Here is a 23,061-nt window from a genome sequence, read left to right on the forward strand (position 1 = left end):
GCGTCGCGGTCCAGTCACATTCCCTGCCTACCGCGGACCACCGGGGCATGAATCATGCCTCTGGGGAATAACCATGAAGATGGACGACGCTGGCGCAGCCAAGCCGCGCCGCCTAGTCTCGCGCTGGCAGGAGATTTGTCGTGTTGGATAGCTGGATGGGCCGAGGCCACAAGAGCTCCGACGGCCCCGACAAGGTCGGACTGGGATCGGTTCGCCGACCGGTGATCGGGCTCGCGCTCGGCGGCGGCGCCGCGCGCGGCTTTGCCCATATCGGTATCATCAAGACCCTGCTCGCCCATGGCATCGTCCCCAATGTGGTCGTCGGCACCTCGATCGGCTCGGTGGTCGGCGGCGCCTATGCGGCCGGCCATATCGAAACGCTGGAGAAATGGGCCCGCGGCCTGCAGCCGCGCAGCGTGCTCGGCTATCTCGACATCCGCCTCAACGGCTCCGGCCTGATCGGCGGCGCCAAGCTGGCCGCCGAGATCGAGGCGGCGCTGGGAAAATCCATGATCGAGGATCTCCCGGTCAAGTTCGCGAGCGTCGCGACCGAGGTGCGCACGGGCCACGAGATCTGGTTGACCCAAGGTCCCCTGGTCGATGCCATGCGCGCCTCCTACGCCCTGCCCGGCATCTTCGCGCCGGTGCTGATCGGCGATCGCTGGCTGGTCGACGGCGCGCTGGTCAACCCGGTGCCGGTCTCGGCCGCACGCGCGCTCGGCGCAGAGATCGTCATTGCGGCGAACCTCTCCAGCGACGTGTTCGCGCATTCGACCACGATCTACAATCACGGCGCGGTGCCGACGCCGGAGGTCACGGTCGCGGTGACCGCCGAGGCAGAGCTGGAGGCGGAGCCGCCGAAGCGCCGCTTTGGCCGGTTCTTCTCGGCCGAACGCACCGTGAAGCGGGAGTTTTTCGGCAGCGCCACCCGGCCCGGCATCTCCAGCGTCATGGTCGACGCCTTCAACATCATGCAGGACCGCATCACCCGCGCGCGCCTCGCCGGCGATCCGCCTGACATGCTGATTTCGCCGCGGGTCGGGCAGATCGGCTGGTTCGACTTCCACCGCGCCGACGACCTGATCGCACACGGCATCCGCGCCGCCGAACGCGCCATCGGCGCGATCGAGGAAGCGATCGACATCCTGGCCCCGCCGTCGAGCGGCGCGGGCAGCACCGGGAAATAGTTCAGGCGGTCTTGATGTAGTCGCGCAGCGCTTCCTGCTCGCGCTCATATTCCTGCACGCGGCTCTTGACGATGTCGCCGATCGAGATCAGCCCGACCACCTTGCCGTCCTCGACCACCGGGAGATGGCGGAACTTGCCTGTCGTCATCATCTCCATGATGCCGCTGACCGTATCGGACTGGCGGCAGCTCACGACCTTCCTGGTCATGACCGCGCTCACCGGCTCGTCCAGCGCGCCCGCGCCCCGCTCCGCGAGCACGCGGACGATGTCGCGCTCGGACAGGATGCCTTCCATCCGGCCCTGCTCCATCACCAGCACCGCGCCGATCTTGCGCTCGCCGAGCAGCTTGACCGCGGCCGACAGCTTCGCGTCGGGCGCGACGCTCATGACCTGATGGCCCTTTGCATCGAGAATGGAACGTACCGTCATTGTCGCCTCCCTGAATCCGCTCGCGCCCCGCTTCGACGGGATCGCGCCTGTTCGCCAGAGTCTTCAATCAACAGTTCCGCGCCGATTTCGGTTCCGGGGGCGCGGCAGTAGCTGGGCTCGATGTGCAAGCCCGCTTTGTTTCTGCGTCGCAAAGATGATGGAGGAATTCGATCCGAGCCGCAAGCGGCGATCAGACGCGGCCGGACTGATCCACCGACGACGCATCTGCAGCATCGTCTCGCGCGCGCGGGATCGGATCGAACAGCGAGAACAGCAACAGCCCGGCGAGGAAGCCGCCGATATGGGCCTGCCAGGCGACGACCGTGTCCTCACCTCCGAGCGACAGCGACGTGGCGCCGAACAGGATGTTGACGCCGAACCAGATCGCCAGGAAGGCGAGCACCCGACCGTTGCGCAGCGCCCGCCACAGCGACAGCGCAGGCACCCTGGCCGCCGCCTCGGCATCGCCGCGGTTGAACGACAGGAAGCTGCCCTTGACGAAGGCGAAGCGCATCGCCGCCGCCATCGTCCCAGACACCGACGCCGATGCGCCGATCATCGGCGCGATCGCGTGCTCATGGGTCAACAGATGCGCGAGCGCGCCGGCCGCCGCCGTCACCGCCATGAAGACGAAGAAGCGCACCGCGCCGAAGCGCCGCGCCAGCGCGCTGCCGAACGGCAGCAGCCACAGCACATTGAAGCCGATATGGGTGAGGTTGGCATGCAGCAGCGAATAGGTGACGAAGCTCCAGACCTTGGCTCCGTCCCCGCCCGGGAAGGTGATGTCGAGCAGCGTCGAATCGTAGCGCTTCGGGATGAAGCCGAACACGTCGATGGTCCAGTTCTCCAGCTCCGGCGGCAGCAGCACCCGCAGATGGATCACCGCGATCAGCAGGATGTAGGCGGTGAGCGCCGGCGGCAGGGTCAGGATCGGCTCACGCGGCGCCTCTGGCGGCGGCGCGAGCGGGGATTCGGGATGGGAGTCCAAGGGGTCGGCGACCTCGAATGCGGCTGTGAAACCAGAGATAGGCGGCTTTCACACCCCTGTGCAAGTGCACAATCCCGAAATCGGACACCGGCTGTCGCCGCGATACTGGAATAGAAACAAAAGAAAAGGGAGGGTGCTGAGAACACCCTCCCTGCTCGGCTGGCCTTGTCGTGCCCCGGAGGGATCGGGAGACCATCCCCACCCCTCCCCGCACGGTGACCAAACTGTTTGACGCCGCCTGTGTACCAACCACGCCGGCGCTTGGGGCAGCCAGCGAACGGGAACGCGCGGACCCTACGCGCAGGTTCCGCCTACGCCAAGGACATAGTTAAATTTACGTTAACAACACAAAGCTGCCGATAAGCCGCCCAAACCGCGGCCACGGCATGGACGCTGCACAGCCTTCCCTGCACAACAGAGAAGGGAAGGCGCCTGAGCAAAACCGGGACAGATGTGTCCCGCCGAGACAGGTGCCGGGCAAGGTTCATTAGATGAAGCACAGCTCCAGCCGCGAATACTTCGCTTATTGGAATGCGAAGCGCGGTACCGCACGCGCACCTGACCGGAGTGAGTTCGAGCCGTCCGCGGTGCGCGAGCTGCTGTCCGACATCTTCGTGCTGTCCTATGACGGCGAGACCCGCTTCCCGTTCCGCGTTGCCGGCACCCGCACCTCCGCCCTGCTCGGCTGCGACCTCAAGAACCAGAGCTTTTCGGCGCTGTTCGGCGGCGAGAGCCGCGGCGAGATCGAGGACATCATCACCTGCGTCGTCGAAGAGACCCTGCCGGCCATCGCCGGCATCACCGCCACGACCGAGGCCGGCGCCAAGGCGCATCTTGAATTGCTGCTGCTGCCGTTCACTGCCCGCGTCCATATGCCGGCAAGCCTGACCGGCCCTGCTCGCCCCGTTCGAGGAGGACGTCACGAGGCTGCACGATTTGGTACTGACCTCGTGGCGCTACCTGCATCCCCAGGAGCGGTTTGTGCCGCGGACCCTGCGCAAGCTCGCGATCGCGCGCGGCCTGATGGTCTACGAAGGGCTGCGCTGACCGCCACCACCCGCCCGCCGGCGGAATGGCGTGGACCGGTCGCTTGCGCCGCGCGCTGTGGAACTCTATTAGCTGTTGGGCCGCCACAGCGGGAGTGACCCGCTCATTGCAGCTGCGGCGGGGCTCGGCATGTTTCGGAATTCGATCAGGCAGAAGATCGTCGGCATCGCCGCGGGACTGATCGTCCTCGCGGTGATCACCTCGCTGCTGTCCATGGTGATGGCGGGCCAGGTCGGCCATCTCCTCGACGAGCTCACCAACCGCTACATCCCCGCCTACGGCCACCTCGCCCGCGTCAACATCCGCTCGCTGGAGCGGTCGCTGGCGATGCGCCGGATGATGATGGCGAAGATGCAGGCGCCGGGCGAGGACGGCGGCTACGCGGCGGCGCGCAGGACGTTCGACGAGATCGAGCCGACCATCAAGCGCGAGGCCGACGCCGCGCGCGTGCTGATCGATGCGATCATCGCCGATCCCTCGACGCCATCAGACAATGCTGCGCTCGGACGTCTCGATGACCGCATCGACAATGCCGTCAACGACCTGCTGATGCGCCTCAACGCAGAGAACAAGACGCTGCTCGAGCAACTCGATGCCCAGGAGTTCGCGGCCGCGAAAGCGACCACGCTCCGCGCCGACGCGCTGCGCGACGATTTCAACAACCGGATCGAGAGCATCCGCAGCGACATGCTGGCGCAGGTCGCATCTGCCGCTGCCAAGGTGATGAGCGCCCAGCAGCGGGCGATCATCATCTCCGGCGTCGTCACCGCGATTGCCGCGATCCTCGGCTTCGTGTTCGCGATGCTGGTCGGCAGCGGCATCACCCGTCCGGTGATGCGCCTGCTCGAGAGCACCCGCGAGGTCGAGGCCGGGCGCCTCGATGGCGCCATCGCCATCACGACCCAGGACGAGATCGGCCAGCTCTCGGCCGCTTTCAACCGCATGATCGAGACGCTGCGCCACAACCAGCGCATCCGCGAGACCTTCGGCCGCTACATCAATCCGCGGATCGCCGAGGGCCTGCTCGAGCAGCCGGCGATCGCCGCCACCGAAGGCCAGCGCCGCGTCATGACGGTGATGTTCTGCGACATGAAGGGCTTCACCCACCTGAGCGAAGGCGTGACCCCGAGCGGCCTCGTCAAGATCATGAACCTCTATCTGTCGACCATGTCGGCGCCGGTCCATGCGCATCGCGGCATCATCGACAAATATATCGGCGATGCCATCATGGCCTATTGGGGTGCCCCCTTCGTCGAGGAGGCCGAGCAGACCCATCTGGCGGCGCTTGCCGCCATCGACATGGTCGGCCAGGTCAACAAGCTGCGCAAGGATCTGCCCGAATTGCTCGGCGTGCGCGCGATCCCCGCCGACTGCGACATCCGGATCGGGATCGCGACCGGCGAGGCGCTGGTTGGCAGCATCGGTTCCGAATTCATGATGAGTTACACCGTGCTGGGCGACACCGTGAACCTCGCCTCGCGGCTGGAAGGCGCCAACAAGTTCTACGGCAGCCGCAGCCTGATCTCGGACGCCACCGCCGCGGCCTGCACCGCGACCATCGAGCTGCGCGAGATCGACCGCCTCGTCGTGGTCGGCCAGACCCAGCCGGTCGCCGTGTTCGAGATCATCGGCAAGAAGGACGAGCTGACGCCGGCGCAGGCCGAGTTGCGGCAGCACTACGCGGACGGTCTCGCCGCCTATCGCGCGCAGCGCTGGGACGACGCCGACCAAGCCTTCTCCGCCGCGCTGGCCGCCGTGCCGGGCGACGGACCGTCGCTGGCGATGCAGGCACGCGTCCGGGATTTCCGCCTCAATCCGCCGCCGGCCGATTGGGACGGCGCTTGGCATCTGGAACGCAAATAGCGGCAACCAAAGCCGGATATCGCCGCGCAATTCACGCAACCGTGCAATCTTAGAAATATTTTTCCGGCTTCCGCTACCGGAAAGCGAACGGTATCATCTCCGGACTTTCCACGGCGTCACGTGCAAATGAGCTATTTCCGGCGTGTCCTGAATTCCAGCGTGAACAAGGTTCTTGAAGTGCCGGCAGGTCTCGGTTGCCGCATCGTCGCGTTACCACAGGTCGCTTCCCGCCTCGACGCCAGCTACGAAAAGACAAAGCAGCAATACGCGCGACATGTCCCTGCGATCGGCGGGAACGACCAGGCAATTGTCGAGGGACTGAGGACCAGCGGCGTTTTCGTCACGTCACTGGAGCAATTGAACCTTCCGGGTACGGAGCATTTCCTGCAACAGGCCGACGCGCTTGAGCACATTTGCCCCTCCGGCGATCCTTTCAGGCCGGAGCAGACGCCATTATGGCTCATCGCCAAATCTACCACTGGGGACTCCATGGTCGGCTGCTCGACATTGCCGAGAACTATCTCGGCGTGCCGGTCGGTTACGACGGCATCAACATCTTTTTCACGCTTGCCGACGGACGCGAGAACGGCGTCCGTCTCTGGCATCGCGACGGCGAAGATCGTCGAATGCTCAAGATTGCCGTCTACATTCACGACGTGGACGAAGGCAACGGCCCCTTCCAGGTCTTGCGGCGCCGGATTCCCGCGTACGACCATTTGCCCAGCGGGAGGTTTCCGGAGTTGACCCAGCACCAGTTGGAAGAAGCCCTGCCCGATTTCGACATGGCTCGTGACGTTGTCACGTGCACCGGAAAACGCGGCACTGTCATATTCTCCGACACCGCGTCATTCTACCACCGCGGGATGCCGGCGATCAGGCGCGACCGCTACGCGATCTTCTTGAACTATATCGGGCGCGTGCCGCTGCGACCATTTCGTTGCGAGCGGAGCATGATCTCCCGCGCGCAAATCCATCAACTCGCGAAAGAGCTCCCCGCGCGCCAGCGGGACTGCGTGCTGTGGAGAAACGCCTTGCCGCTTGTCGCCCGCATCCTTCCGCCGGCGCCGACCTATAGCGACCTGTGACCGCGCTGCTGGACGCCGCCGCGCGTTCGATCGACCCGTTGACAATCCGGGCTGCGGCCGGTCATCCGCAGGCTCGCGCCAATTGCGCCTCGATTGCCGCCTTGTCGATCACCGACCATACTTCCACGATCTTGCCATCGCGGAATTGGTAGAACACGTTCTCGGCAAAGGCGACGCGTCTGCCGTTGACGTTGAGACCGAGGAACGTCGCCTTCGGCGAACAGTCGAACGCCAGCCTGCTCGCGACATGGGACACATCAGCGATCAGCAGCGCGACGTTGAAGCGCAGGTCCGGGATGTCGGAAAAATCCTGCTCCAGCATCGCGCGATAGCCGGACAAGCCGATCCGCCGGCCGTTGTGGCACACGTCGTCGCCGACGAACTGACCGAGCCGCGGCCAATCCTGCCGATTGAGACAGGCAATGTAGCTTCGGTAGATCTCGGCGAGGTCCTTCTTCATCATCGATCGTCCTTGTCGCGCGGCGTGTCCAGATAGCCGTTGAGGTCGGGTACATTCTAACACCGATGTTAGTTTCGAATCCGCTGTTCGATGCTCGGCCGGCATGCAAGCGCGAGGTCCGGAAGCGACAGGGCGATTGCCGCACCGGCAACAATTTTTCAGAACGCGCGGAATGTCTCTCGCGATCGGGAGTTAGTGCTTCAGACCAGCGACTATTCACGTCGAATCGGGAGGTGCGCATGATCAAGTCGCCGATGAAGCTGGCAACGCTTGCGTCAATTCTGACGGCACCGATCGTCCTGTTCCCACCGCACACCACCCTCGCCGCCGGCGGCGGTGGTGGTGGCGGCGGCGGCGCAGGCGGCGGAGAGCTCTACGGGTCGAGCTACAGCACTCCCGCGCCGGCCTATCCCCAGGAGAAGGGCAGAAAGACCACGCACCGGGTCAAGAAGCCCGCCAAGCAATCGAGCTTCGACGACCCGGCGTTCCGCGAGGGCTATCGCGCGGCCTATGCGACGATCTACGAACGCAACGACTACGCCGCCGCGATCGATCAGTTGCACGCGCTCGGCAACGACGATCATCCGAACGTCGCCAATCTGATCGGCTATTCCTATCGGAAGCTCGGCGACTACAAGCAGTCGCAAGTCTGGTACGAGCGCGCGCTGAAGGCCGACCCGAACCACGTGCTGACCTGGAACTACTACGGCCTCTGGCAGATCGAACAGGGCAACCGCGATGCTGCGCAGTATCACCTGGGCCGGATCGCCGAGATCTGCGGCACAGACTGCGAGGAGTATCGAACGCTGGCGGCGGCGCTCGAGAAGCCGCCGGGCACGACTCTCGTCTATTGAGCGCGTCGGGTTGCCCGCATGAGCGGAGCGACGTGCGGGAGGAACGACCCCGGACGTCGCTGTCGCTCATCCGGGGGCTGCCCTTGAGCCGCGCTGGTCGCACGTCCGCTTTTGCGGGGGGTCTTTGCCGCTTCGACCGGCATGAGCGCGGCGGCCGCGCCCTGAGCGACGAGGCGCCGAAAAACCAATTCGATATCCTGCGCCTCCCATTGTCATCTGTTTGTCATGAATTGTGCCGACACGTCAGCGCCGGACCAGTTCGGGGACACGCATGGACTATTTCAAACGCTTCAACTTCCTGTTTGCAGCGCCGGTTTTCGAGGCCGACGACCTCGAAGGCATCCGATTCAACCAGATCATCACCGAGATCGAGCGCTCCGGCTTCGAGGTGGTGCGCGCCCGCAAGCTGGAAGATGCCGAAATCGCGGTGCAGACCGATGCCGCGATCGGCTGCATGGTGGTCGACTGGGGCAAGAAGGGTCTTGAGGGCAAGACCGCGGCCCTGATCAACCTGATGCGCCGGCGCGGCCTCGACTTCCCGATCATCCTGCTGATCCGCCGCAAGCGGTTCGAGGACCTGCCGGTCGAGGTGCTGGATTTCATCGACGGCTACGTGTTCCTGTCCGAGGAGACCCCGCCCTTCATCGCCAAGAACCTGATCTCCAGGCTCAAGCAGTATGCTGAGAACCTGAAGACGCCGTTCTTCGGCGCGCTGGTCGACTACGCCGAGGAAGGCAACCAGCTCTGGACCTGTCCGGGCCACAATGGCGGCGTGTTCTACAGCCGCAGCCCGATCGGCCGGGTGTTCGTCGAGCATCTCGGCGAAGCCGTGTTCCGCGACGACCTCGATAACTCCGTGCTCGATCTCGGCGACCTGCTCACCCATGAGGGGCCGGCACTGAAGGCGCAGAAGGAAGCGGCGCGGATCTTCGGCGCCGAGAAGACCTATTTCGTGCTCAACGGCACCTCGACCTCCAACAAGGTCGCGCTGGGATCGCTGGTCACCGACGGCGACATCGTGCTGTTCGACCGCAACAACCACAAGGCCGCCCATCACGGCGCGCTTTTGATCGGCGGCGGCGTCCCGGTCTATGTGCCGACCGTGCGCAACGCCTGGGGCCTGATCGGCCCGATGCGCTGGGACCTGCTCGATGAGGGCACGCTGCGCGACCACATCCGCAAGCACCCGCTGGTCAAGGACGAGAATGCCTGGAAGAAGGAGCGCCCGTTCCGCGTCGCGGTGGTCGAGCAGTGCACCTATGACGGCACCATCCACTCGGCCGAGATGATCCTGAAGCGGATCGGCCATCTCTGCGACTACATCCTGTTCGACGAGGCCTGGGCCGGCTTCATGAAATTCCACCCGATCTATGCCGGCCGCTTCGCGATGGGGCTCGCCAATCTCGGCCCCGAGGCGCCCGGCATCATCGCCACCCAGTCGACCCACAAGCAGCTCGCGAGCTTCTCGCAGGCCTCGCAGATCCACATCCGCGACCGCCACATCAAGGGCCAGAAGCGTCGGGTCGAGCACCGCCGCTTCAACGAAAGCTTCATGCAGCACGCCTCGACCTCGCCGTTCTATCCGATCTTCGCCTCGCTCGACGTCGGCGCGCAGATGATGAAGGGGCGCTCCGGCGAGGTGCTGTGGGACGACACGATCCGGCTCGGCATCGAGCTGCGCAAGAAGATCCGCGCGGTGAAGCGCGAGTTCGAGGAGAAGGAGACGCGCGCGGAACGGCGCTGGTTCTTCGAGCCGTTCGTGCCGGACCGGGTGAAGATTCCCGATGTCGCCCGCGAAGGCGGCGTCCACAACGTCGCCTGGGAGACGATCTCGACCGATCAGCTCGCGACCAATCCGTCCTACTGGCAGCTCAGTCCGGGCGAAACCTGGCACGGCTTCCCCGAGCTGACGGATGGTTTCGCGATGACCGACCCGAACAAGCTCACTCTGCTGACGCCGGGCTTCGACCACGCCACCGGCGCCTATGCCGATCACGGCATCCCCGCGCCGGTGGTGGCGCAATATCTGCGCGAGAACCAGATCGTTGCCGAGAAGCACGACCTCAACTCCCTGCTGTTCCTTTTGACGCCCGGTGTCGAGGCCAGCAAGGCTGGCACGCTGGTGTCCGGCCTCGTGGCCTTCAAGAAGCTGCACGACGACAATGCGCTGGTCGAGGACGTCATCCCGGAATTCTTCCGCCGCCGTCCGCAACGTTACACCGGGGTGCGGCTGCGCGATCTCTGCGGCGACATGCATCGCTTCTTCCGCGACGGCGGCGTCAGCATGCTGCAGGCCAAGCAATTCCTGCCCGAACATCTGCCCGAGATCGCGATGTCGCCGCGCCAGGCGGCGCAATACCTGATCCGAAACGACGTCGACTATCTGCCGATCGACCAGATCTTCGGCCGCATCGCCGCGACGCCGTTCGTGGTCTATCCGCCAGGGGATCGCCACCATCGTGCCCGGCGAGCGGCTGTCGGAACGCAGCAAGCCGATGATCGATTACCTCAGGATGTTCGAGTCGAGCTTCAACGCCTTCCCCGGCTTCGAGGTCGAGGTGCAGGGCATCTACAAGGAGATCGATGAATCCGGCCGCGTCCGCTTCTACACCTATGTAGTGTCCGAATAGACGAACGGACGCAACGCAATGGAGAATGATCACAAGATCACCGTCCGCGCCTCGCGCGACAGCGACGTCGATGCCATGCTGTCGATTTACCGCCACCATATCCGCCACGGCATCGAGGAGAGCGTGGACGACAGCGGCACGCCGGAGCCCGACGATCTGCGCGACCGCCGCAAGAACCTGCGCAGCACCCGCCTGCCCCACCTCGTCGCGGTTTGCGACGGCGAAGTGGTCGGCTACGCCTATGTGGTCCAGTTCCGCAAGCGCCCGGCCTATCGCTACACGGTGAAGCATTCGATCTATATTCACCACCGCTTCACCGGCCAGGGCGTCGGCGGCAAGCTGTTGCAGGAATTGGTCGACACCTGCGCCGCCGCCGGCTTCCGCCAGATGATCGGCTATATCGACAGCGACAATGCGGCCTCGCTCGCGTTGCATGACCGCTTCGGCTTCGCCCGCGTCGGTCATTTGCCGGGTGTCGCCTATCGCTACGGCCGCTGGTCCGACACCGTGATGGTGCAACGCTCGCTCGCCGCCGGCTCGACCGCCCCGCCACCGCCCGCACCGCTGTCGCGGCGGTGATGGGGGGCGTAGGCGCTTTTTCAATCGTCGTCCCGGCGAAAAGCCAGGACCCATACGCCGCAGCGGTTGTTGTGAACGGGACTCGTCGTTCCAGGATCGTTTTTACAATGACCATGTGGGGTAATGGGTCCCCTTGCATTCGCCAGGACGACGATGAGGATGGTTCTCGATTCAAGATATCAAACAACGCGCTGTCATCACCCGCGAAAGCGGGTGATCCAGTATTCCAGAGGCAGCAGTGCTTGAGCCGAGAAGTCGCGGCGTACTGGATCGCCCGGTCAAGCCGGGCGATGACGGTTGAGGATGGGATTAGCTGCGCTCTACCGTGAGCGAGCCCGCACTCTACTCCAGCGTGAAGCCGACCCGCAGCGTCACCTGGTAGTGCGCGACCTTGCCGCCCTCGATGTGGCCGCGGGTCTGCACCACCTCGAACCATTTCATCTCGCGGATCGTCTTCGAGGCGCGGCTCACCGCGTTCTCGATCGCCGCCTCGATACTCTTGTCCGATGATCCGACCAGTTCGAGGATCTTGTAGACGTGGTCCTTGTCGTGCGTCGCGGGCATGTCGACCTCCTCTGTGGATGCGCGATCCGGACGATCTGCAGGTCAATCCGGACAGTCTTCGCCTGATGCAGACCGGCAGTCGCCGAACGAATGCTGCGCGGCAACACACCGATTGATTTGAATCAACGTGTCGCGGCGCGTTTGGTGCCAGCATGCATTTCGTGCCATCGAGGCAGCTGTCTTTTTCCGCGCCTTGACCTATGGTAGCATGGTTTGGCCAAGCATTCGGGAGCGATACGATGTCTACAGCGTCCAGCTCGCCCGCCACACCTCCTCATAGCCTCGGATCCGGGCTTGCCCACCTTCGCGCCAAGTGGGGCTGGATCGTTGCCCTCGGCGTGATCTACCTGATCGCGGGCGTTCTCGCCTTCGGCAGCGTCTTCTTCGCCACCGTCGTCAGCGTGCTGTTCGTCGGCGCCATGATGATCGTCGCGGGCGCCGCCGAGATCGTGAATGCGTTCCAGTTCAAGACGTGGGGCAAGTTCCTGTTCTGGCTGCTGCTCGGCGCGCTCTATGTCGTCGCGGGCTTCATCACGTTCGAGAACCCGCTGCTCGCCGCGGCGACGCTGACGCTGTTCCTCGGCATCGCCCTCGTCGTCTCCGGCATCGTCCGCATCTTCCTCGCCTTCGGCATGAACTCGGAAGCGCCGTGGGGCATGGTCGCAATATCAGGCCTGATCACGCTGGTGCTCGGCGCCATGATCCTGGCGCGCTGGCCGGTGTCGAGCCTCTACGTGCTCGGCATCTTCCTCAGCGTCGACCTGATCTGCGCCGGTGTGAGCTGGATCAGCATGGGCATGGCGCTGAAGCGCAGGGCGTGAAGGTGCCCTCGTCGGCTCAGGCACGATCATAGGGCGGATAAGTCACTGCGTCACAGGCACTTTTTCGCTGATCATCCTGCCGTCATCGCGAGCGAAGCAAAGCAATCCTTCTGCCCGCGAACGCGGTAGACAAAAATCGGAAGCGCGTGCCGGTACCGGCAGCTTACCGCCTGATCTCCTCGACCACACGCACCAGCGGGCGGTCGGAAATCTCGATCGGGCCGGAGAACGGCGTGCTCATTTCCAGGATCAGATAGATCGCGGCCGAGACCAGCGCCGCCGCGGCGACATAGGTCGAGATCACGACCGCGTTGCGCGGCGCGCGAAAGCCGAGGGTGGCAAACATCAGCGTCAGCCAGCCGACCAGGATGCAGATCAGCGGCGACGGGAACGAACCGTCGGACTGCTCGACGAAGGTCCAGCGCTGCTGCACCGCCTGGCGATAGACCGACCGCGCGTCGTTCCACAGCGCGACCTTCTGCTCGTCGTCGAACCGCAGCTCGCGGAGGCTGGTGCCGACCTCGTCGAGCAGATGTTCGGAGACCTCGTTCGCCCGCGAGATCGGCACATCCTTGAGCACCTGCTCGACATAGGCGAGCAGCCGCCTGCGCGGCTCGTCGGCGCTGGGGCCGAGCGGCCGCAGGCTGCGGTCGAGCAGGATCAGATCGGTGGCGAACACATGCAGATTGCGGTCGACCGCCACATAGGTGTTGGCCGCGTTGTTCATCATCAGGCCGAGCAGCAGCGACGGCATGGTGAAGAACAGCGTCGCGACCAGCCGCACCGAGGTGTTGGTCTCGTCGCTGCGGTGATGGTCGGCGAACCGGACATGGATCGCCATGGTCCCAAGCGCGGCGCCGCTCAGCAGGATGAAGATCAGGACGGCGACGACGAATGCGACCACGGTTTGCGGAGACCTGCGAGAGAATCAGGTGCGCAGGATAGCAAGGGACGCGGTGCATGTCCGGTTGACTGGCCCTGCCAAGGCGCTATCCAGTCCGGAGCGTTTTTGGCGCGCCGGGTGCGCCGAGGCGGAGCGCAGCGGCGCCCGAGGGAGAGAGACACGTGCATTTTGTCGACGACAGCGAGGTCAACCGCGTCCTGAGCTTTCCGATCCTGATCGCGGCGATCGAGGCCGCGCACCGGCGGCCCAAGATCGCGGTGCGCGACGGCTATCTCGGCGACGACAAGGGCCAGCAGCTGGTGACGCGCAGCGCCGTCGATGCCGGACGCTTCATGATGACCAAGCTCTACACCAGCTTCCCGGGCAACCTCGCCGACGGCAAGCTGCCGGCCGTGCAGGCGGTCTGCGTGCTGTTCGACGGCAACAATGGCCAGCCGCTCGCGGTGATGGATGCCGCCGAGATCACCCATTGGAAGACCGCCGCGGACTCCGCGCTCGGCGCCAAGCATTTGGCACGGCCGGATGCCGAGACGCTGCTGGTGGTCGGCGCCGGCGAGATGGCGCGCTGGCTGGTGCGTGGCCACCGCACGGTGCGGCCGCAGTTGAAGCGGGTGCGGGTCTGGAACCGGACGGTGGAGCGCGCGCAAGAACTCGCCACGCTGCTTGAGGGCGACGGCATCGCCGCCGAAGCCGTCACCGATCTCGATGCGGCAACGCCCGAGGCCGACATCATCACCACTTGCACCCGCTCGCGCGAGCCGCTGGTCAAGGGCGCCAATTTGCGGCCCGGGACCCATCTCGACCTGGTCGGCGGCTTCACCCCCGAGACCCGCGAGTCCGACGACGAGGCGGCCCGGCGTTCGCGTATCTTCGTCGACCGCCGCGAATCCGCCTTCGACGGCGTCGGCGACATCCTGCAACCGATCGCAAGCGGCGCTATCAAGGAGAGCGACGTACTCGGCGATCACTACGATCTCGCGAGCGGCAAGGTCGCCGGCCGAACGTCATCCGATGACATTACCTTCTTCAAGAATGCCGGCGGCGGGCATCTGGATCTGATGACCTGCGAGACGGTGTTTGCTCAATTGGGGAAAGAGCTACGGTAACGGCGGAAGCCAGCGCTGCCGCCGAACCTCATCGATCGTGCGCGCGCAGAAAACTGACGAGCTGCGCGGACAGAAACACCGGATTTTCGTCCGGCAGCCAATGCCCGGTCTCCGGCGCGGTCCCGCCTGAGACATCGCTTGCGAGGCGCTGCGCCATCGTCAGCTCGACCGTGCCGTTGCTCTTGTCGCCTGCCAGTGCCAGCACCGGCATCGGCAGCTTGGTCTTCTCGAACTCCGCGAACCGCTGCTCGTCTTGCGGAAATGCGCGGTACAGCTCGAAGCCGGCGCGTAGTCCGCCAGCCGCAGCATAGGCGTCGGCGTAAACGCGAATGTCATCGTCGGCGATCGGACGATATTCGCGGTCGTGAATGAAATTGCGGATGAAAGCGAATTCGTGGCCGGCAATCAGCAATTCAGGGATATCGGGTCGTTGAAAGAAGCCGAAATGCCAGATGTCCGGATCGGGCTTGTGCTTGGCGTCGTTCCATGCGGGCGTCGCCGGGATCGGCACGTCGAGCATGGTGAGCGTTTTCACCTCACCGGGCCATTGCGCCGCATAGGCGTAGGCAACCATGACGCCGATATCGCGACCGACCAGATTGACCTTCGTCGCCCCGATCGACTGAACGACCGCGCGGATGTCTGCCGCCATATCGGCCTTGTCGTAGCCAGAGGCCGTCTTGTCGGACTGACCGGCACCGCGATAATCGACAGCAACGACGCGATAACCGGCGGCGGCGAGGTCGGGCATGACATTTCGCCACGTGTACCACGTCTGCGGCCAACCGTGGAGCAGCACAACCAATGGCCCGTCCACGGGACCGCCAACGACATAATGCAACCGCGCCCCGTTGGCCTGCGCGTAATGATGAGAGAACTGCGCGTCGAAGCCCGCTGGAAGGCCAGCAGGTGGAGCGGAAGGAGCAGCATGCGCGGAAGACATGAGCGCTGCGATGATGACAGCAGCTAACAGCTTTTGCTTGATCGCCATATTGATCGGCCAGGTTCGCAGTGTCACGCTCGCACCACCGGAGCCGACTCCGGCAACGATGAAGGCGCTGTTCGTTCCGAGAACAATCGGCGGAAGTCGGCGTTCCTATTCGCGTCCAGCCAGATGCTGTGTACGCAAAGCAAAGGAACGAAACAGGACGAAGAAACCGGAACCGGGCGGCCGTCAACCAAATCGCCACGATGACGCGTCCCGCTGCGGTTCGGACGCAGGCAGACCGGCATCAAGACGTTTTGCCGCGAGTGGGCCAGAGGACGGCGGGTTACGACTTCGCCTAGCCGCCTATGCTCCCTACTCTGCCGCCTGCTGCGTCGGCGCGTCCAGCACCGCCGACACCTTCGGCGGCGACATCGGCAGGCTGTAGAAGCGCTTGCCGAGCGCGTTGTGGACGGCGTTGGCGACCGCGGCCATGACCGGCACCAGCGGCACCTCGCCGACGCCCTTGACGCCCTGCGGATGCTTCGGGTTCGGCACCTCGACCAAGACGCAGTCGAGCATCGGCAGGTCGGAGCAAACAGGCATGCGATAATCGAGGAAGCCGGGATTATCGACCTTGCCATCCTTGTTGTAGATGTACTGCTCGTTCAGCGCCCAGCCGATACCCTGCGCAACGCCGCCTTGGAGCTGGCCCTCGACATAGCTCGGATGCACGGCGCGGCCGACATCCTGCACGGCGGTGTAGCGGATCACGCGCACGATCCCGAGCTCGACATCGACCTCGACGTCGCAGATATGCGTACCGAAGCCGCCTTCCGCGCCTTGGGTGTTGAGCTGCACGCTGGCGCCGATCGGGCCGCCTTGCGACGGCGCCTTCTCGGCGAGATCGGCGAGCGTCAACGGCTCGAACTGGCCGGCGTTCGGGCTGACCGGATGCGCGGCGCCGTTCTCCCACTTCACGGCTTCCGGGTCGATCTCCCAGATCTTGGCGGCGCGCTCGCGCAAGGTCGCGATCACCTTGTCGGCCGCCTGCGTCACTACCATCGAGGAGGCGAACAGCACGCGGCTGCCGCCGGTCAGGTTGGAGAAGCCGACCGTTTGCGTATCGCCGATGATCACGGAGACGCGCTTGTAGTCGATGCCGAGCAATTCGGCGCAGATGTTGGCGATGCCGGCGCGCGAGCCGCCGATGTCGGGATGCCCCGTCGTGACGACGACATTGCCGTCCTCGGTGATGTTGACTTGGGCTGAGGATTCACCGCCGGCATTGAACCAGAACCCGCTAGCGACGCCCCGGCCTTGTAATTTTCCCTGTAGCTTGCCGAGCGGCGCCGCATAATGCGGATGGTTCTGCGCGGCTTGCAGCGTCTCGATATAGCCGATGCGCGGGAACACCGGGCCGTGCGCCGCCTTGGTGCCTTCCTTGGCCGCGTTCTTCAAACGCAGCGCCAGCGGATCCATCTTGAGCGCTTCCGCGAGTTCGTCGAGCACGCATTCCACCGCATAGGCGCCGATCGGCGCGCCGGGCGCGCGATAGGCCGCGACCTTGGAGCGGTTGGAGCAGACGTCAAAACCTTCCGACAGCACATGCGGAATGTCGTAAGGAGCGAAGCTGCACCCGACCGCGCCGCGGATCGGCGAGCCCGGAAAGGCGCCGGCCTGCAGATAGAAGCTGCCGTGGGCGGCGACGATGGTGCCGTCCTTCCTGGCGCCGATCTTCACCGTGCTCTTGGAGCCCGAGGTCGGCCCGGTGGCGCGCATCACCTCCTCGCGGGTCATCACCATCTTGACCGGGCGGCCGGATTTCTTGGCCAGCAAGGTCGCGAGCGGCTCGAGATAGACGATGGTCTTGCCGCCAAAGCCGCCGCCGATCTCGGCGGGAATGGCACGAATGTCGCTCTGCGGGATGCCGGTCAGCATCGAGGTCATCGCGCGCACCATGAACTGGCCCTGGCTCGACGACCAGATCGTGGTCTTGCCGTCGGCCGCAACCGAGATCAGGCAGGCATGCGGCTCGATATAGCCCTGGTGCACCGGGCGCGTCGTGAAGCAGCGCTCGATCACGATCTCGGCGTCCTTGAATCCCTGCGCGATGTCGCCCTTCTTGGATTCGATGCGGCCCATGATGTTCGAGGGCCTGCCGTCGAATCTGTTGAACTCGTGCAGGATCGGCGCATCAGCCTTCAGCGCGTCGTCGATCTCGATCGCCCAGGGCAGCACCTCGTAGTCGACCTCGATCAGCTTGCAGGCTTCGGCGGCGATCGCCTCCGTGGTCGCGGCGACGGCGGCAACGGGATGGCCGGGGAATAGCGCCTTGTCGCGAGCCATCACGTTGCGGCACATCCAGCGCATGTCCTGAATGCCGAGCATCACGGCGCCCTTCTCGATCGGGAAATCGACGATGTCACGCGCGGTGACCACCGCCTTGACGCCGGGCAGCGCCTCGGCCCTGGCCGTGCTGATCGACTTGATGCGGGCATGCGGATGCGGGCTGCGCAGCACCTTGCCCCAGATCATGCCGGGCATGGTGGTGTCGGCGGCAAACGCCGCGCGGCCGGTGACCTTGTCGACGCCATCAGGCCGGATGGTGCGCTGGCCGATCCATTTGTTGTTGACGACGTTCATCGTGCAGCCTCCTGGATTCCTTGCTCCCGCATTTCAGCCGCGGTCTCCATCACCGCGCGGACGATCTTGTCGTAACCGGTGCACCGGCAGAGATTGCCGGCGAGCCAGAAGCGGACTTCCTCTTCGGTCGGACTGGAATTTTTGGCGAGCAGCGCCTCGGAGGCGACCAGCATGCCCGAGGTGCAGATGCCGCATTGAAGCGCGGCGTGCTCGAGAAATTTCTGCTGCAAGGGATGCAGCTTCTCGCCCTTGGCCATGCCCTCGATCGTCCGGATCTCATGGCCCTCGGCTTCGGCCGCGAGCATCAGGCAGGAGCAGACCAGGCGGCCGTCGAGGGTGATCGAGCAGGCGCCGCAATCGCCGGACGAACAGCCTTCCTTGGAGCCGGTGAGCCCCAATTGCCCGCGCAGCGCGTCGAGCATGGTCTCATACGGCTCGCACAGGAATTCGACCGGCTCACCGTTGACGGAGGTGGTGACGTGCAGTTTCGGCATAGTGCTAGTGTCCTCCCGCGCGTTGGGCGGCGATCGCGGCGGTGCGCTTGAGCAGCACGCCGGCGGTTTTTGTCCGGTAGGCGATGGTGCCGCGCTTGTCGTCGATCGGACGGCAGGCGGCGCGACATGCAGAGCTGGCTGCTTCGAGTGCGGCATCGTCGAGCTTCGAGCCGACGAGCGCTTGCGCGGCCGACGCGACCAAAAGCGCGGTCGGCGCCACCGCGCCGAGACCGACGCGGGCCGCGGTGCAGACACCATCCTTCAGGGTCAGGCTGACGCCGATACCGACCACGGCGATGTCCATCTCGGTGCGTGGGATCATCCGCAGATAAGCGTCGCCCGAGCCTTTGGGCCGCGGTGGCAAGGTGAAGCTGACGAGGATCTCGCCGTGCTTCAGATTGGTCCGTCCCGGTCCGGCCGGCACGTCCTCGACCTTCATCTCACGGCGGCCGTTCGGCCCCTGCACGGTGACGACCGCACCAGCTGCGATCATCGCCGGCACGCTGTCGCCGGCGGGCGAGCCGTTGCAGAGATTGCCGCCGGCGGAGGCCCGGCCCTGCACCTGCTTGGAGCCGATCAGGTTCACGGCCTCGAGCACGCCGGGCCACACCTTGCCGAAGCGCGCGTGCTCGGCGAGCGCCATGCCGGAAACGGCGGCGCCGACGCGAAAACCGCCATCGGCGGTCTCGGTGATCTCGGTCATCTCGCCGATCTTCTTGATGTCGACGATCAATCCCGGCCGCACCAGGCCGGAGCGCATTTGCACCAACAAATCGGTGCCCCCTGCCATAATGCGGGCGGCACTTCCGGCGGCAGCAAATGCGCCAATCGCTTCATCAAGCGTGCGCGGTGCTACGTATCGGATATCGGTCATGGCTGTTCTTCCGGTCTCCCTCGACTGCTTGTTCCCCTGAATTTCCGGGATGTGGCCTTATTGCTGGCCGGCAGGATAGTGAGCCTACACGGCGGATCGGGGTCCGAACAGCCTGCGAGGTGTGGCAGGAAGCGCAGGCTCCTATGCAGGATGCGCGCTTGCGCGGCGTCGAAGCGGCGCGCCGCGGCCGCGCACTGTGCAATCACGCGATAGTGTTGCGCGCGGCACAAATCCCTCAACGGCCCACGCCATAATGCGGCATGCAGTGTCGTTCATCCGTCCGCGGCCACTGCCGGCCGTGGATCATCGCCCTCGCCGCCATGCTGATGGTTTGGGCGGCAGCGGAACGTTCCGGCGCCGCAGCGGCGAGCAATGACGTCTGCGTCACCTGCATCCGCATCCGGGTCGGCACCCCCACCATCGTCCGCGGCCCCGCGGCCGATATCGCCGACAACCGGTTCAACGAGATCGCGCTGCCGAACGGCCGCTTTCGCGGCTTCGACGCCCATGGCGAGACCCGCGCGATCGATGGCGCCCGGCCGTCGGCCATGGCAGGCCCCGCCCGCGTGGTGTTGCGGCCGGGGCCACCCGGCAGTGTCGATTCCTGCGGGCAATGGCTGAACCATGCGGAGCGCCGCGGCACGAGCGTGCTCGGCTTCATCCATGACGAAACTGCGTGCAATTATCCGGCGGGCCAGACCCACAAGTCGATGGCGCTGGCGACCTCGGCCGACGACGGGCTGACCTGGAAGAGCCTCGGCCAGATCATCACCGGCACCGACCGTCCGACACCGGGCAAGAACACCGGCGAAGGCGACTGCACCGCGGTCGATGCGCATGACGGCTTCTTCTACGCCTACTGCTTCCGGCCGCGCGATGCCGGGCTGATCGTCGCGCGGGCGCCGGTGACGGATCCCGCGCCGGGCAAATGGAGCAAATTTTTCGATGGCCGCTGGGACCAGCCCGGGCTCGGCGGCGAGGCTACGCGGCTGATGGCAGGCTCAGGCGTCAGCGTCGCGCGTTGGACGACGAGCGACGAGCTCATATTGACCGGCTGGGTGCCGGGCGGCCTCGGCCTGTTCCTGACCCGTGATCACGTGACGCTCAAGGCGATGCCGGAGCCGCTGCTGGCCCTTGATCCCGGCGTCTGGCAGCGCCCGGCGCCGTCGGAACTCGTCACCTACCCCGTGCTGCTCGACGCCACCAATGGCGGCAACCAGCTCTCCAACACATGGATGCTGGTGCACGCCTGGTCGCCGCCGGGCGGCGGGCATGCGGACCACTATCTGGTGTTCAGGCCGATCGAAGTGACACGCAGCGACACGCCGTCCGGCGCGCAGGTCGGCGTGCAGCTCGCGCGCTGGTACAATTCAGGGCTGCACGACCGCTGGTCCACCACGGGACCCGTTCCCGGCAACGGTAGCGCGTACCGGCTCGAAGCGCGATCCGGCTACCTGATGACGACAGCCCATGCCGACGCGCCGACGACGGAGTTGGAAGATTGCGTCAGTGAGCGCCCTGGCCATCCCGATCATCTGCTGGCGGAGAAGGGCTTTTGCGAATCCCGCGCCTATCACCGGCTGCGCACCGCCGGCTGGGTCTATGCGCAAGCGCGCCCCGAAACGCTTCCGCTATACCAATGCTACAGCGCGCGGGAACAATCGCACTTCGCCTCGAACGCGGCGGATTGCGAGAAGCTCGGCGAGAACGAACGCCTGCTCGGCTACGCCCTCAAGCAGTGAACGCTTACGCAGCGCAATGCCGCAGCCGCCTCGCTCGCGATGGCCCGGCTCTTGCTTGCTTTAGCCAGCGGATTGGTCAAGCATGCCGGTCGCTGTGGCATGCGTGCCGGCGCAAGGACAAATCGGGAGACGGCGAATGGTCGATGTTTCGCGCAGAACGCTCCTCAAGCTCGCGGCCAGCGTGCCGCCTGTGATCGCAGCCCCGGCGATGCTTTCGTCGCGCGCCCTCGCCGCGGCCAAGGGCAAGACTATCACCGCCGTGATGCATTCGGACCTGCGCATCATCGATCCCGGTTTCACCACCGCCTACATCACCCGCGACCATGGCTACATGGTCTACGACACGCTGCTCGGCATCGATTCAGCCTTCAAGGTCCGACCGCAGATGGCGGACTGGACCGTCTCGGACGACAAGCTCAGCTACACCTTCACGCTGCGCAACGGCCTGAAATGGCACGACGGCGCGCCGGTCACCTCCGAGGACTGCGTTGCTTCGCTGAAGCGCTGGGGCACGGTCGACGGCGGGGCGCAGAAGCTGGCTGAATTCACCGCATCGCTCGAGACCAGCGGGGCGAAGACGATCGTGCTCAAGCTCAGGGAGCCCTACGGCCTGGTGCTGGAGACGCTGGCAAAGCCGTCCTCCTATGTCGCCTTCATGATGCCGAAACGGTTGGCGGAGACGCCGCCCGGCAAGCAGATCGCCGAGCAGATCGGCTCCGGCCCGTTCAAATTCGTGACGGCCGAATTCCAGCCCGGCGTCAAGGCAGTGTATGAGCGCAACGCCGACTATCTGCCGCGCAAGGAGAAGCCGGATTGGCTGTCGGGCGGCAAGATCGCGAAAGTCGACCGCGTCGAATGGGTGACGATGCCCGACGCGCAGACCGCGATCAACGCGCTGCAATCCGGCGACGTCGATTTCCTGGAACAGCCGTCGGTCGACCTGCTGCCGATCCTCGAGGCCAACTCCGATCTGTCCGTCGGCGTACTGAACAAGTTCGGCTTCCAGATCGAGGGCCGGATGAATTTCCTGCATCCGCCGTTCGACAACCCCAAGATCCGCCGTGCCGCGTTCCTGGCGCTGAACCAGAAGGACGTGCTCGACGCCACCATCGGCAACCCGAAATTCTACGAGATCTGCGGCGCCTATTTCGCCTGCAACACACCGCTCGCCAGCGACGCCGGTGCGGAGACGCTGATCAAGGGCAACGGCATGGCGGAAGCGAAGAAGGCGCTGGCGGCCTCGGGCTATGACGGCACGCCGGTCGTTATCATGATCCCCGGCGACAACCAGACGCTGAAGGGGCCGCCGACCGTGACGGCACAGAAGCTGCGCGAGGCCGGCTTCAACGTCGACGCGCAGGTGATGGACTGGCAGACCCTGGTGAGCCGCCGCGCCAGCCAGAAGCCGCCCAAGGACGGCGGCTGGAACATGTTCTTCACCTTCACCGGCGCCACCGAGGTGATGAATCCGGTCGGCAACAATTTGATCGCCGCCAACGGCAAGCGCGCCTGGTTCGGCTGGCCCGAGGACGCCAGGCTCGAGCAGCTGCGCGACGCCTACGCCCGCGCGACGTCGCCCGAAGAGCAGAAGAAGCTCGCGGTCGAGATCCAGAAACAAGCCTATGAACAGGTGATCTATATCCCGCTCGGCCAGTTCCGCGCCGCGAGCGCCTGGCGCAAATCGCTCACCGGCGTGCTGGAAGGCCCGGTGCCGCCGGTGTTCTGGAACATCGACAAGACCGAATAGCCGCAGCCGCGCACAGCCAAAATCAAAAATGTCGAAAACAACCCCATGCAAAGGAGCCGGCGGCTGCCGAAGTTCGACAAAGCAGCGCGACAAGGCAGCTTGACACGTCGGGCAA

The 23,061-nt window shown here is 65.1% G+C and carries 18 protein-coding genes and 2 pseudogenes; 11 read left to right on the forward strand and 9 right to left on the reverse strand.

The annotated features are described in order from the left end of the window. Nucleotides 1-140: 140 nt before the first annotated feature. Nucleotides 141-1,187, forward strand: a complete 1,047-nt coding sequence (locus tag ACVMB0_RS30855; protein ID WP_456754064.1) for a patatin-like phospholipase family protein — start codon at nt 141-143, stop codon at nt 1,185-1,187. A 1-nt stretch (nt 1,188) separates the two neighbouring features. Here ACVMB0_RS30855 and ACVMB0_RS30860 read toward each other — a convergent pair whose 3' ends face one another. Both ACVMB0_RS30860 and ACVMB0_RS30865 read right to left on the reverse strand, forming a co-directional pair. Next, the gene (locus tag ACVMB0_RS30860; RefSeq protein WP_456754063.1) at nt 1,189-1,617 is read right to left on the reverse strand and encodes a CBS domain-containing protein; all 429 of its coding nucleotides are present in this window, start codon (nt 1,615-1,617) and stop codon (nt 1,189-1,191) included. A gap of 190 nt (nt 1,618-1,807) precedes the next feature. Continuing rightward, on the reverse strand, nt 1,808-2,605 hold the full coding sequence (locus ACVMB0_RS30865) for a rhomboid family intramembrane serine protease (protein ID WP_461348624.1): 798 nt from the start codon (nt 2,603-2,605) through the stop codon (nt 1,808-1,810). A 491-nt stretch (nt 2,606-3,096) separates the two neighbouring features. Between ACVMB0_RS30865 and ACVMB0_RS30870 the strand changes: the two are divergent. The 3 genes and pseudogenes from ACVMB0_RS30870 to ACVMB0_RS30880 all read left to right on the forward strand — a co-directional run bounded on the left by ACVMB0_RS30870 (nt 3,097) and on the right by ACVMB0_RS30880 (nt 6,600). Then, nucleotides 3,097-3,652: pseudogene (locus ACVMB0_RS30870) on the forward strand (PAS domain-containing protein). A 129-nt stretch (nt 3,653-3,781) separates the two neighbouring features. Continuing rightward, nucleotides 3,782-5,515, forward strand: a complete 1,734-nt coding sequence (locus ACVMB0_RS30875; RefSeq protein ID WP_461348625.1) for an adenylate/guanylate cyclase domain-containing protein — start codon at nt 3,782-3,784, stop codon at nt 5,513-5,515. 455 nt (nt 5,516-5,970) lie between these two features. Next, nucleotides 5,971-6,600, forward strand: a complete 630-nt coding sequence (locus tag ACVMB0_RS30880; RefSeq protein WP_461348626.1) for a phytanoyl-CoA dioxygenase family protein — start codon at nt 5,971-5,973, stop codon at nt 6,598-6,600. Nucleotides 6,601-6,661: 61 nt separating this feature from the next. Here the strand turns inward: ACVMB0_RS30880 and ACVMB0_RS30885 are convergent, their stop codons facing one another. Continuing rightward, the gene (locus ACVMB0_RS30885) at nt 6,662-7,063 is read right to left on the reverse strand and encodes an ester cyclase (RefSeq protein WP_461348627.1); all 402 of its coding nucleotides are present in this window, start codon (nt 7,061-7,063) and stop codon (nt 6,662-6,664) included. Nucleotides 7,064-7,299: 236 nt separating this feature from the next. Here ACVMB0_RS30885 and ACVMB0_RS30890 point away from each other — a divergent pair, with 236 nt between their 5' ends. From ACVMB0_RS30890 to ACVMB0_RS30900, 3 genes and pseudogenes are all read left to right on the forward strand, one after another. Continuing rightward, complete coding sequence (locus ACVMB0_RS30890) at nt 7,300-7,914, forward strand: tetratricopeptide repeat protein (protein WP_461348628.1); 615 nt, start codon at nt 7,300-7,302, stop codon at nt 7,912-7,914. Nucleotides 7,915-8,185: 271 nt separating this feature from the next. Further along, nucleotides 8,186-10,544: pseudogene (locus tag ACVMB0_RS30895) on the forward strand (Orn/Lys/Arg family decarboxylase). Nucleotides 10,545-10,562: 18 nt separating this feature from the next. Then, nucleotides 10,563-11,123, forward strand: a complete 561-nt coding sequence (locus ACVMB0_RS30900) for a GNAT family N-acetyltransferase (protein WP_461348629.1) — start codon at nt 10,563-10,565, stop codon at nt 11,121-11,123. Between the two features lie 342 nt (nt 11,124-11,465). On the opposite strand, the gene ACVMB0_RS30905 is transcribed toward ACVMB0_RS30900, so the two are convergent. After that, a complete protein-coding gene (locus tag ACVMB0_RS30905; RefSeq protein WP_461348630.1) occupies nt 11,466-11,687 on the reverse strand; it encodes a dodecin in 222 nt (73 codons plus the stop codon). A gap of 239 nt (nt 11,688-11,926) precedes the next feature. On the opposite strand from ACVMB0_RS30905, the gene ACVMB0_RS30910 reads away from it, so the two are divergent. Further along, nucleotides 11,927-12,508 (forward strand): HdeD family acid-resistance protein, encoded by a 582-nt coding sequence (locus tag ACVMB0_RS30910; RefSeq protein WP_461348631.1) that lies wholly within the window; start codon nt 11,927-11,929, stop codon nt 12,506-12,508. Between the two features lie 163 nt (nt 12,509-12,671). Here the strand turns inward: ACVMB0_RS30910 and ACVMB0_RS30915 are convergent, their stop codons facing one another. After that, complete coding sequence (locus ACVMB0_RS30915) at nt 12,672-13,412, reverse strand: bestrophin-like domain (protein WP_461348632.1); 741 nt, start codon at nt 13,410-13,412, stop codon at nt 12,672-12,674. Nucleotides 13,413-13,573: 161 nt separating this feature from the next. Here ACVMB0_RS30915 and ACVMB0_RS30920 point away from each other — a divergent pair, with 161 nt between their 5' ends. Continuing rightward, nucleotides 13,574-14,518 (forward strand): ornithine cyclodeaminase family protein, encoded by a 945-nt coding sequence (locus ACVMB0_RS30920; protein WP_461348633.1) that lies wholly within the window; start codon nt 13,574-13,576, stop codon nt 14,516-14,518. Between the two features lie 28 nt (nt 14,519-14,546). Here ACVMB0_RS30920 and ACVMB0_RS30925 read toward each other — a convergent pair whose 3' ends face one another. From ACVMB0_RS30925 to ACVMB0_RS30940, 4 genes are all read right to left on the reverse strand, one after another. Continuing rightward, nucleotides 14,547-15,536, reverse strand: a complete 990-nt coding sequence (locus tag ACVMB0_RS30925; protein ID WP_461348634.1) for an alpha/beta fold hydrolase — start codon at nt 15,534-15,536, stop codon at nt 14,547-14,549. A gap of 282 nt (nt 15,537-15,818) precedes the next feature. Then, complete coding sequence (locus ACVMB0_RS30930) at nt 15,819-18,089, reverse strand: xanthine dehydrogenase family protein molybdopterin-binding subunit (RefSeq protein WP_461348635.1); 2,271 nt, start codon at nt 18,087-18,089, stop codon at nt 15,819-15,821. Further along, on the reverse strand, nt 18,086-18,583 hold the full coding sequence (locus ACVMB0_RS30935) for a (2Fe-2S)-binding protein (protein WP_461348636.1): 498 nt from the start codon (nt 18,581-18,583) through the stop codon (nt 18,086-18,088). The genes ACVMB0_RS30930 and ACVMB0_RS30935 overlap by 4 nt, the downstream gene beginning before the upstream one ends. Before the next feature lie 4 nt (nt 18,584-18,587). Continuing rightward, complete coding sequence (locus ACVMB0_RS30940) at nt 18,588-19,448, reverse strand: FAD binding domain-containing protein (RefSeq protein ID WP_461349742.1); 861 nt, start codon at nt 19,446-19,448, stop codon at nt 18,588-18,590. Nucleotides 19,449-19,717: 269 nt separating this feature from the next. Here ACVMB0_RS30940 and ACVMB0_RS30945 point away from each other — a divergent pair, with 269 nt between their 5' ends. Next, nucleotides 19,718-21,199: a hypothetical protein gene (locus tag ACVMB0_RS30945; protein WP_461348637.1), complete on the forward strand. Its 1,482-nt coding sequence runs from the start codon at nt 19,718-19,720 to the stop codon at nt 21,197-21,199. Between the two features lie 136 nt (nt 21,200-21,335). After that, nucleotides 21,336-22,946, forward strand: coding sequence for an ABC transporter substrate-binding protein (locus ACVMB0_RS30950; RefSeq protein WP_461348638.1), 1,611 nt, complete (start codon nt 21,336-21,338; stop codon nt 22,944-22,946). The last annotated feature ends 115 nt before the right edge of the window (nt 22,947-23,061 follow it).

It is taken from the genome of Bradyrhizobium sp. USDA 4451 (assembly GCF_054822585.1).

What these genes read in the sequence shown, in the direction of transcription:
- ACVMB0_RS30860 (WP_456754063.1), bottom strand. Translation starts at nt 1,617, where the DNA reads ATGACGGTACGTTCCATTCTCGATGCAAAGGGCCATCAGGTCATGAGC.
- ACVMB0_RS30875 (WP_461348625.1), top strand. Translation starts at nt 3,782, where the DNA reads ATGTTTCGGAATTCGATCAGGCAGAAGATCGTCGGCATCGCCGCGGGA.
- ACVMB0_RS30880 (WP_461348626.1), top strand. Translation starts at nt 5,971, where the DNA reads ATGGCTCATCGCCAAATCTACCACTGGGGACTCCATGGTCGGCTGCTC.
- ACVMB0_RS30885 (WP_461348627.1), bottom strand. Translation starts at nt 7,063, where the DNA reads ATGATGAAGAAGGACCTCGCCGAGATCTACCGAAGCTACATTGCCTGT.
- ACVMB0_RS30890 (WP_461348628.1), top strand. Translation starts at nt 7,300, where the DNA reads ATGATCAAGTCGCCGATGAAGCTGGCAACGCTTGCGTCAATTCTGACG.
- ACVMB0_RS30900 (WP_461348629.1), top strand. Translation starts at nt 10,563, where the DNA reads ATGGAGAATGATCACAAGATCACCGTCCGCGCCTCGCGCGACAGCGAC.
- ACVMB0_RS30905 (WP_461348630.1), bottom strand. Translation starts at nt 11,687, where the DNA reads ATGCCCGCGACGCACGACAAGGACCACGTCTACAAGATCCTCGAACTG.
- ACVMB0_RS30910 (WP_461348631.1), top strand. Translation starts at nt 11,927, where the DNA reads ATGTCTACAGCGTCCAGCTCGCCCGCCACACCTCCTCATAGCCTCGGA.
- ACVMB0_RS30930 (WP_461348635.1), bottom strand. Translation starts at nt 18,089, where the DNA reads ATGAACGTCGTCAACAACAAATGGATCGGCCAGCGCACCATCCGGCCT.
- ACVMB0_RS30935 (WP_461348636.1), bottom strand. Translation starts at nt 18,583, where the DNA reads ATGCCGAAACTGCACGTCACCACCTCCGTCAACGGTGAGCCGGTCGAA.
- ACVMB0_RS30945 (WP_461348637.1), top strand. Translation starts at nt 19,718, where the DNA reads ATGCAGTGTCGTTCATCCGTCCGCGGCCACTGCCGGCCGTGGATCATC.
- ACVMB0_RS30950 (WP_461348638.1), top strand. Translation starts at nt 21,336, where the DNA reads ATGGTCGATGTTTCGCGCAGAACGCTCCTCAAGCTCGCGGCCAGCGTG.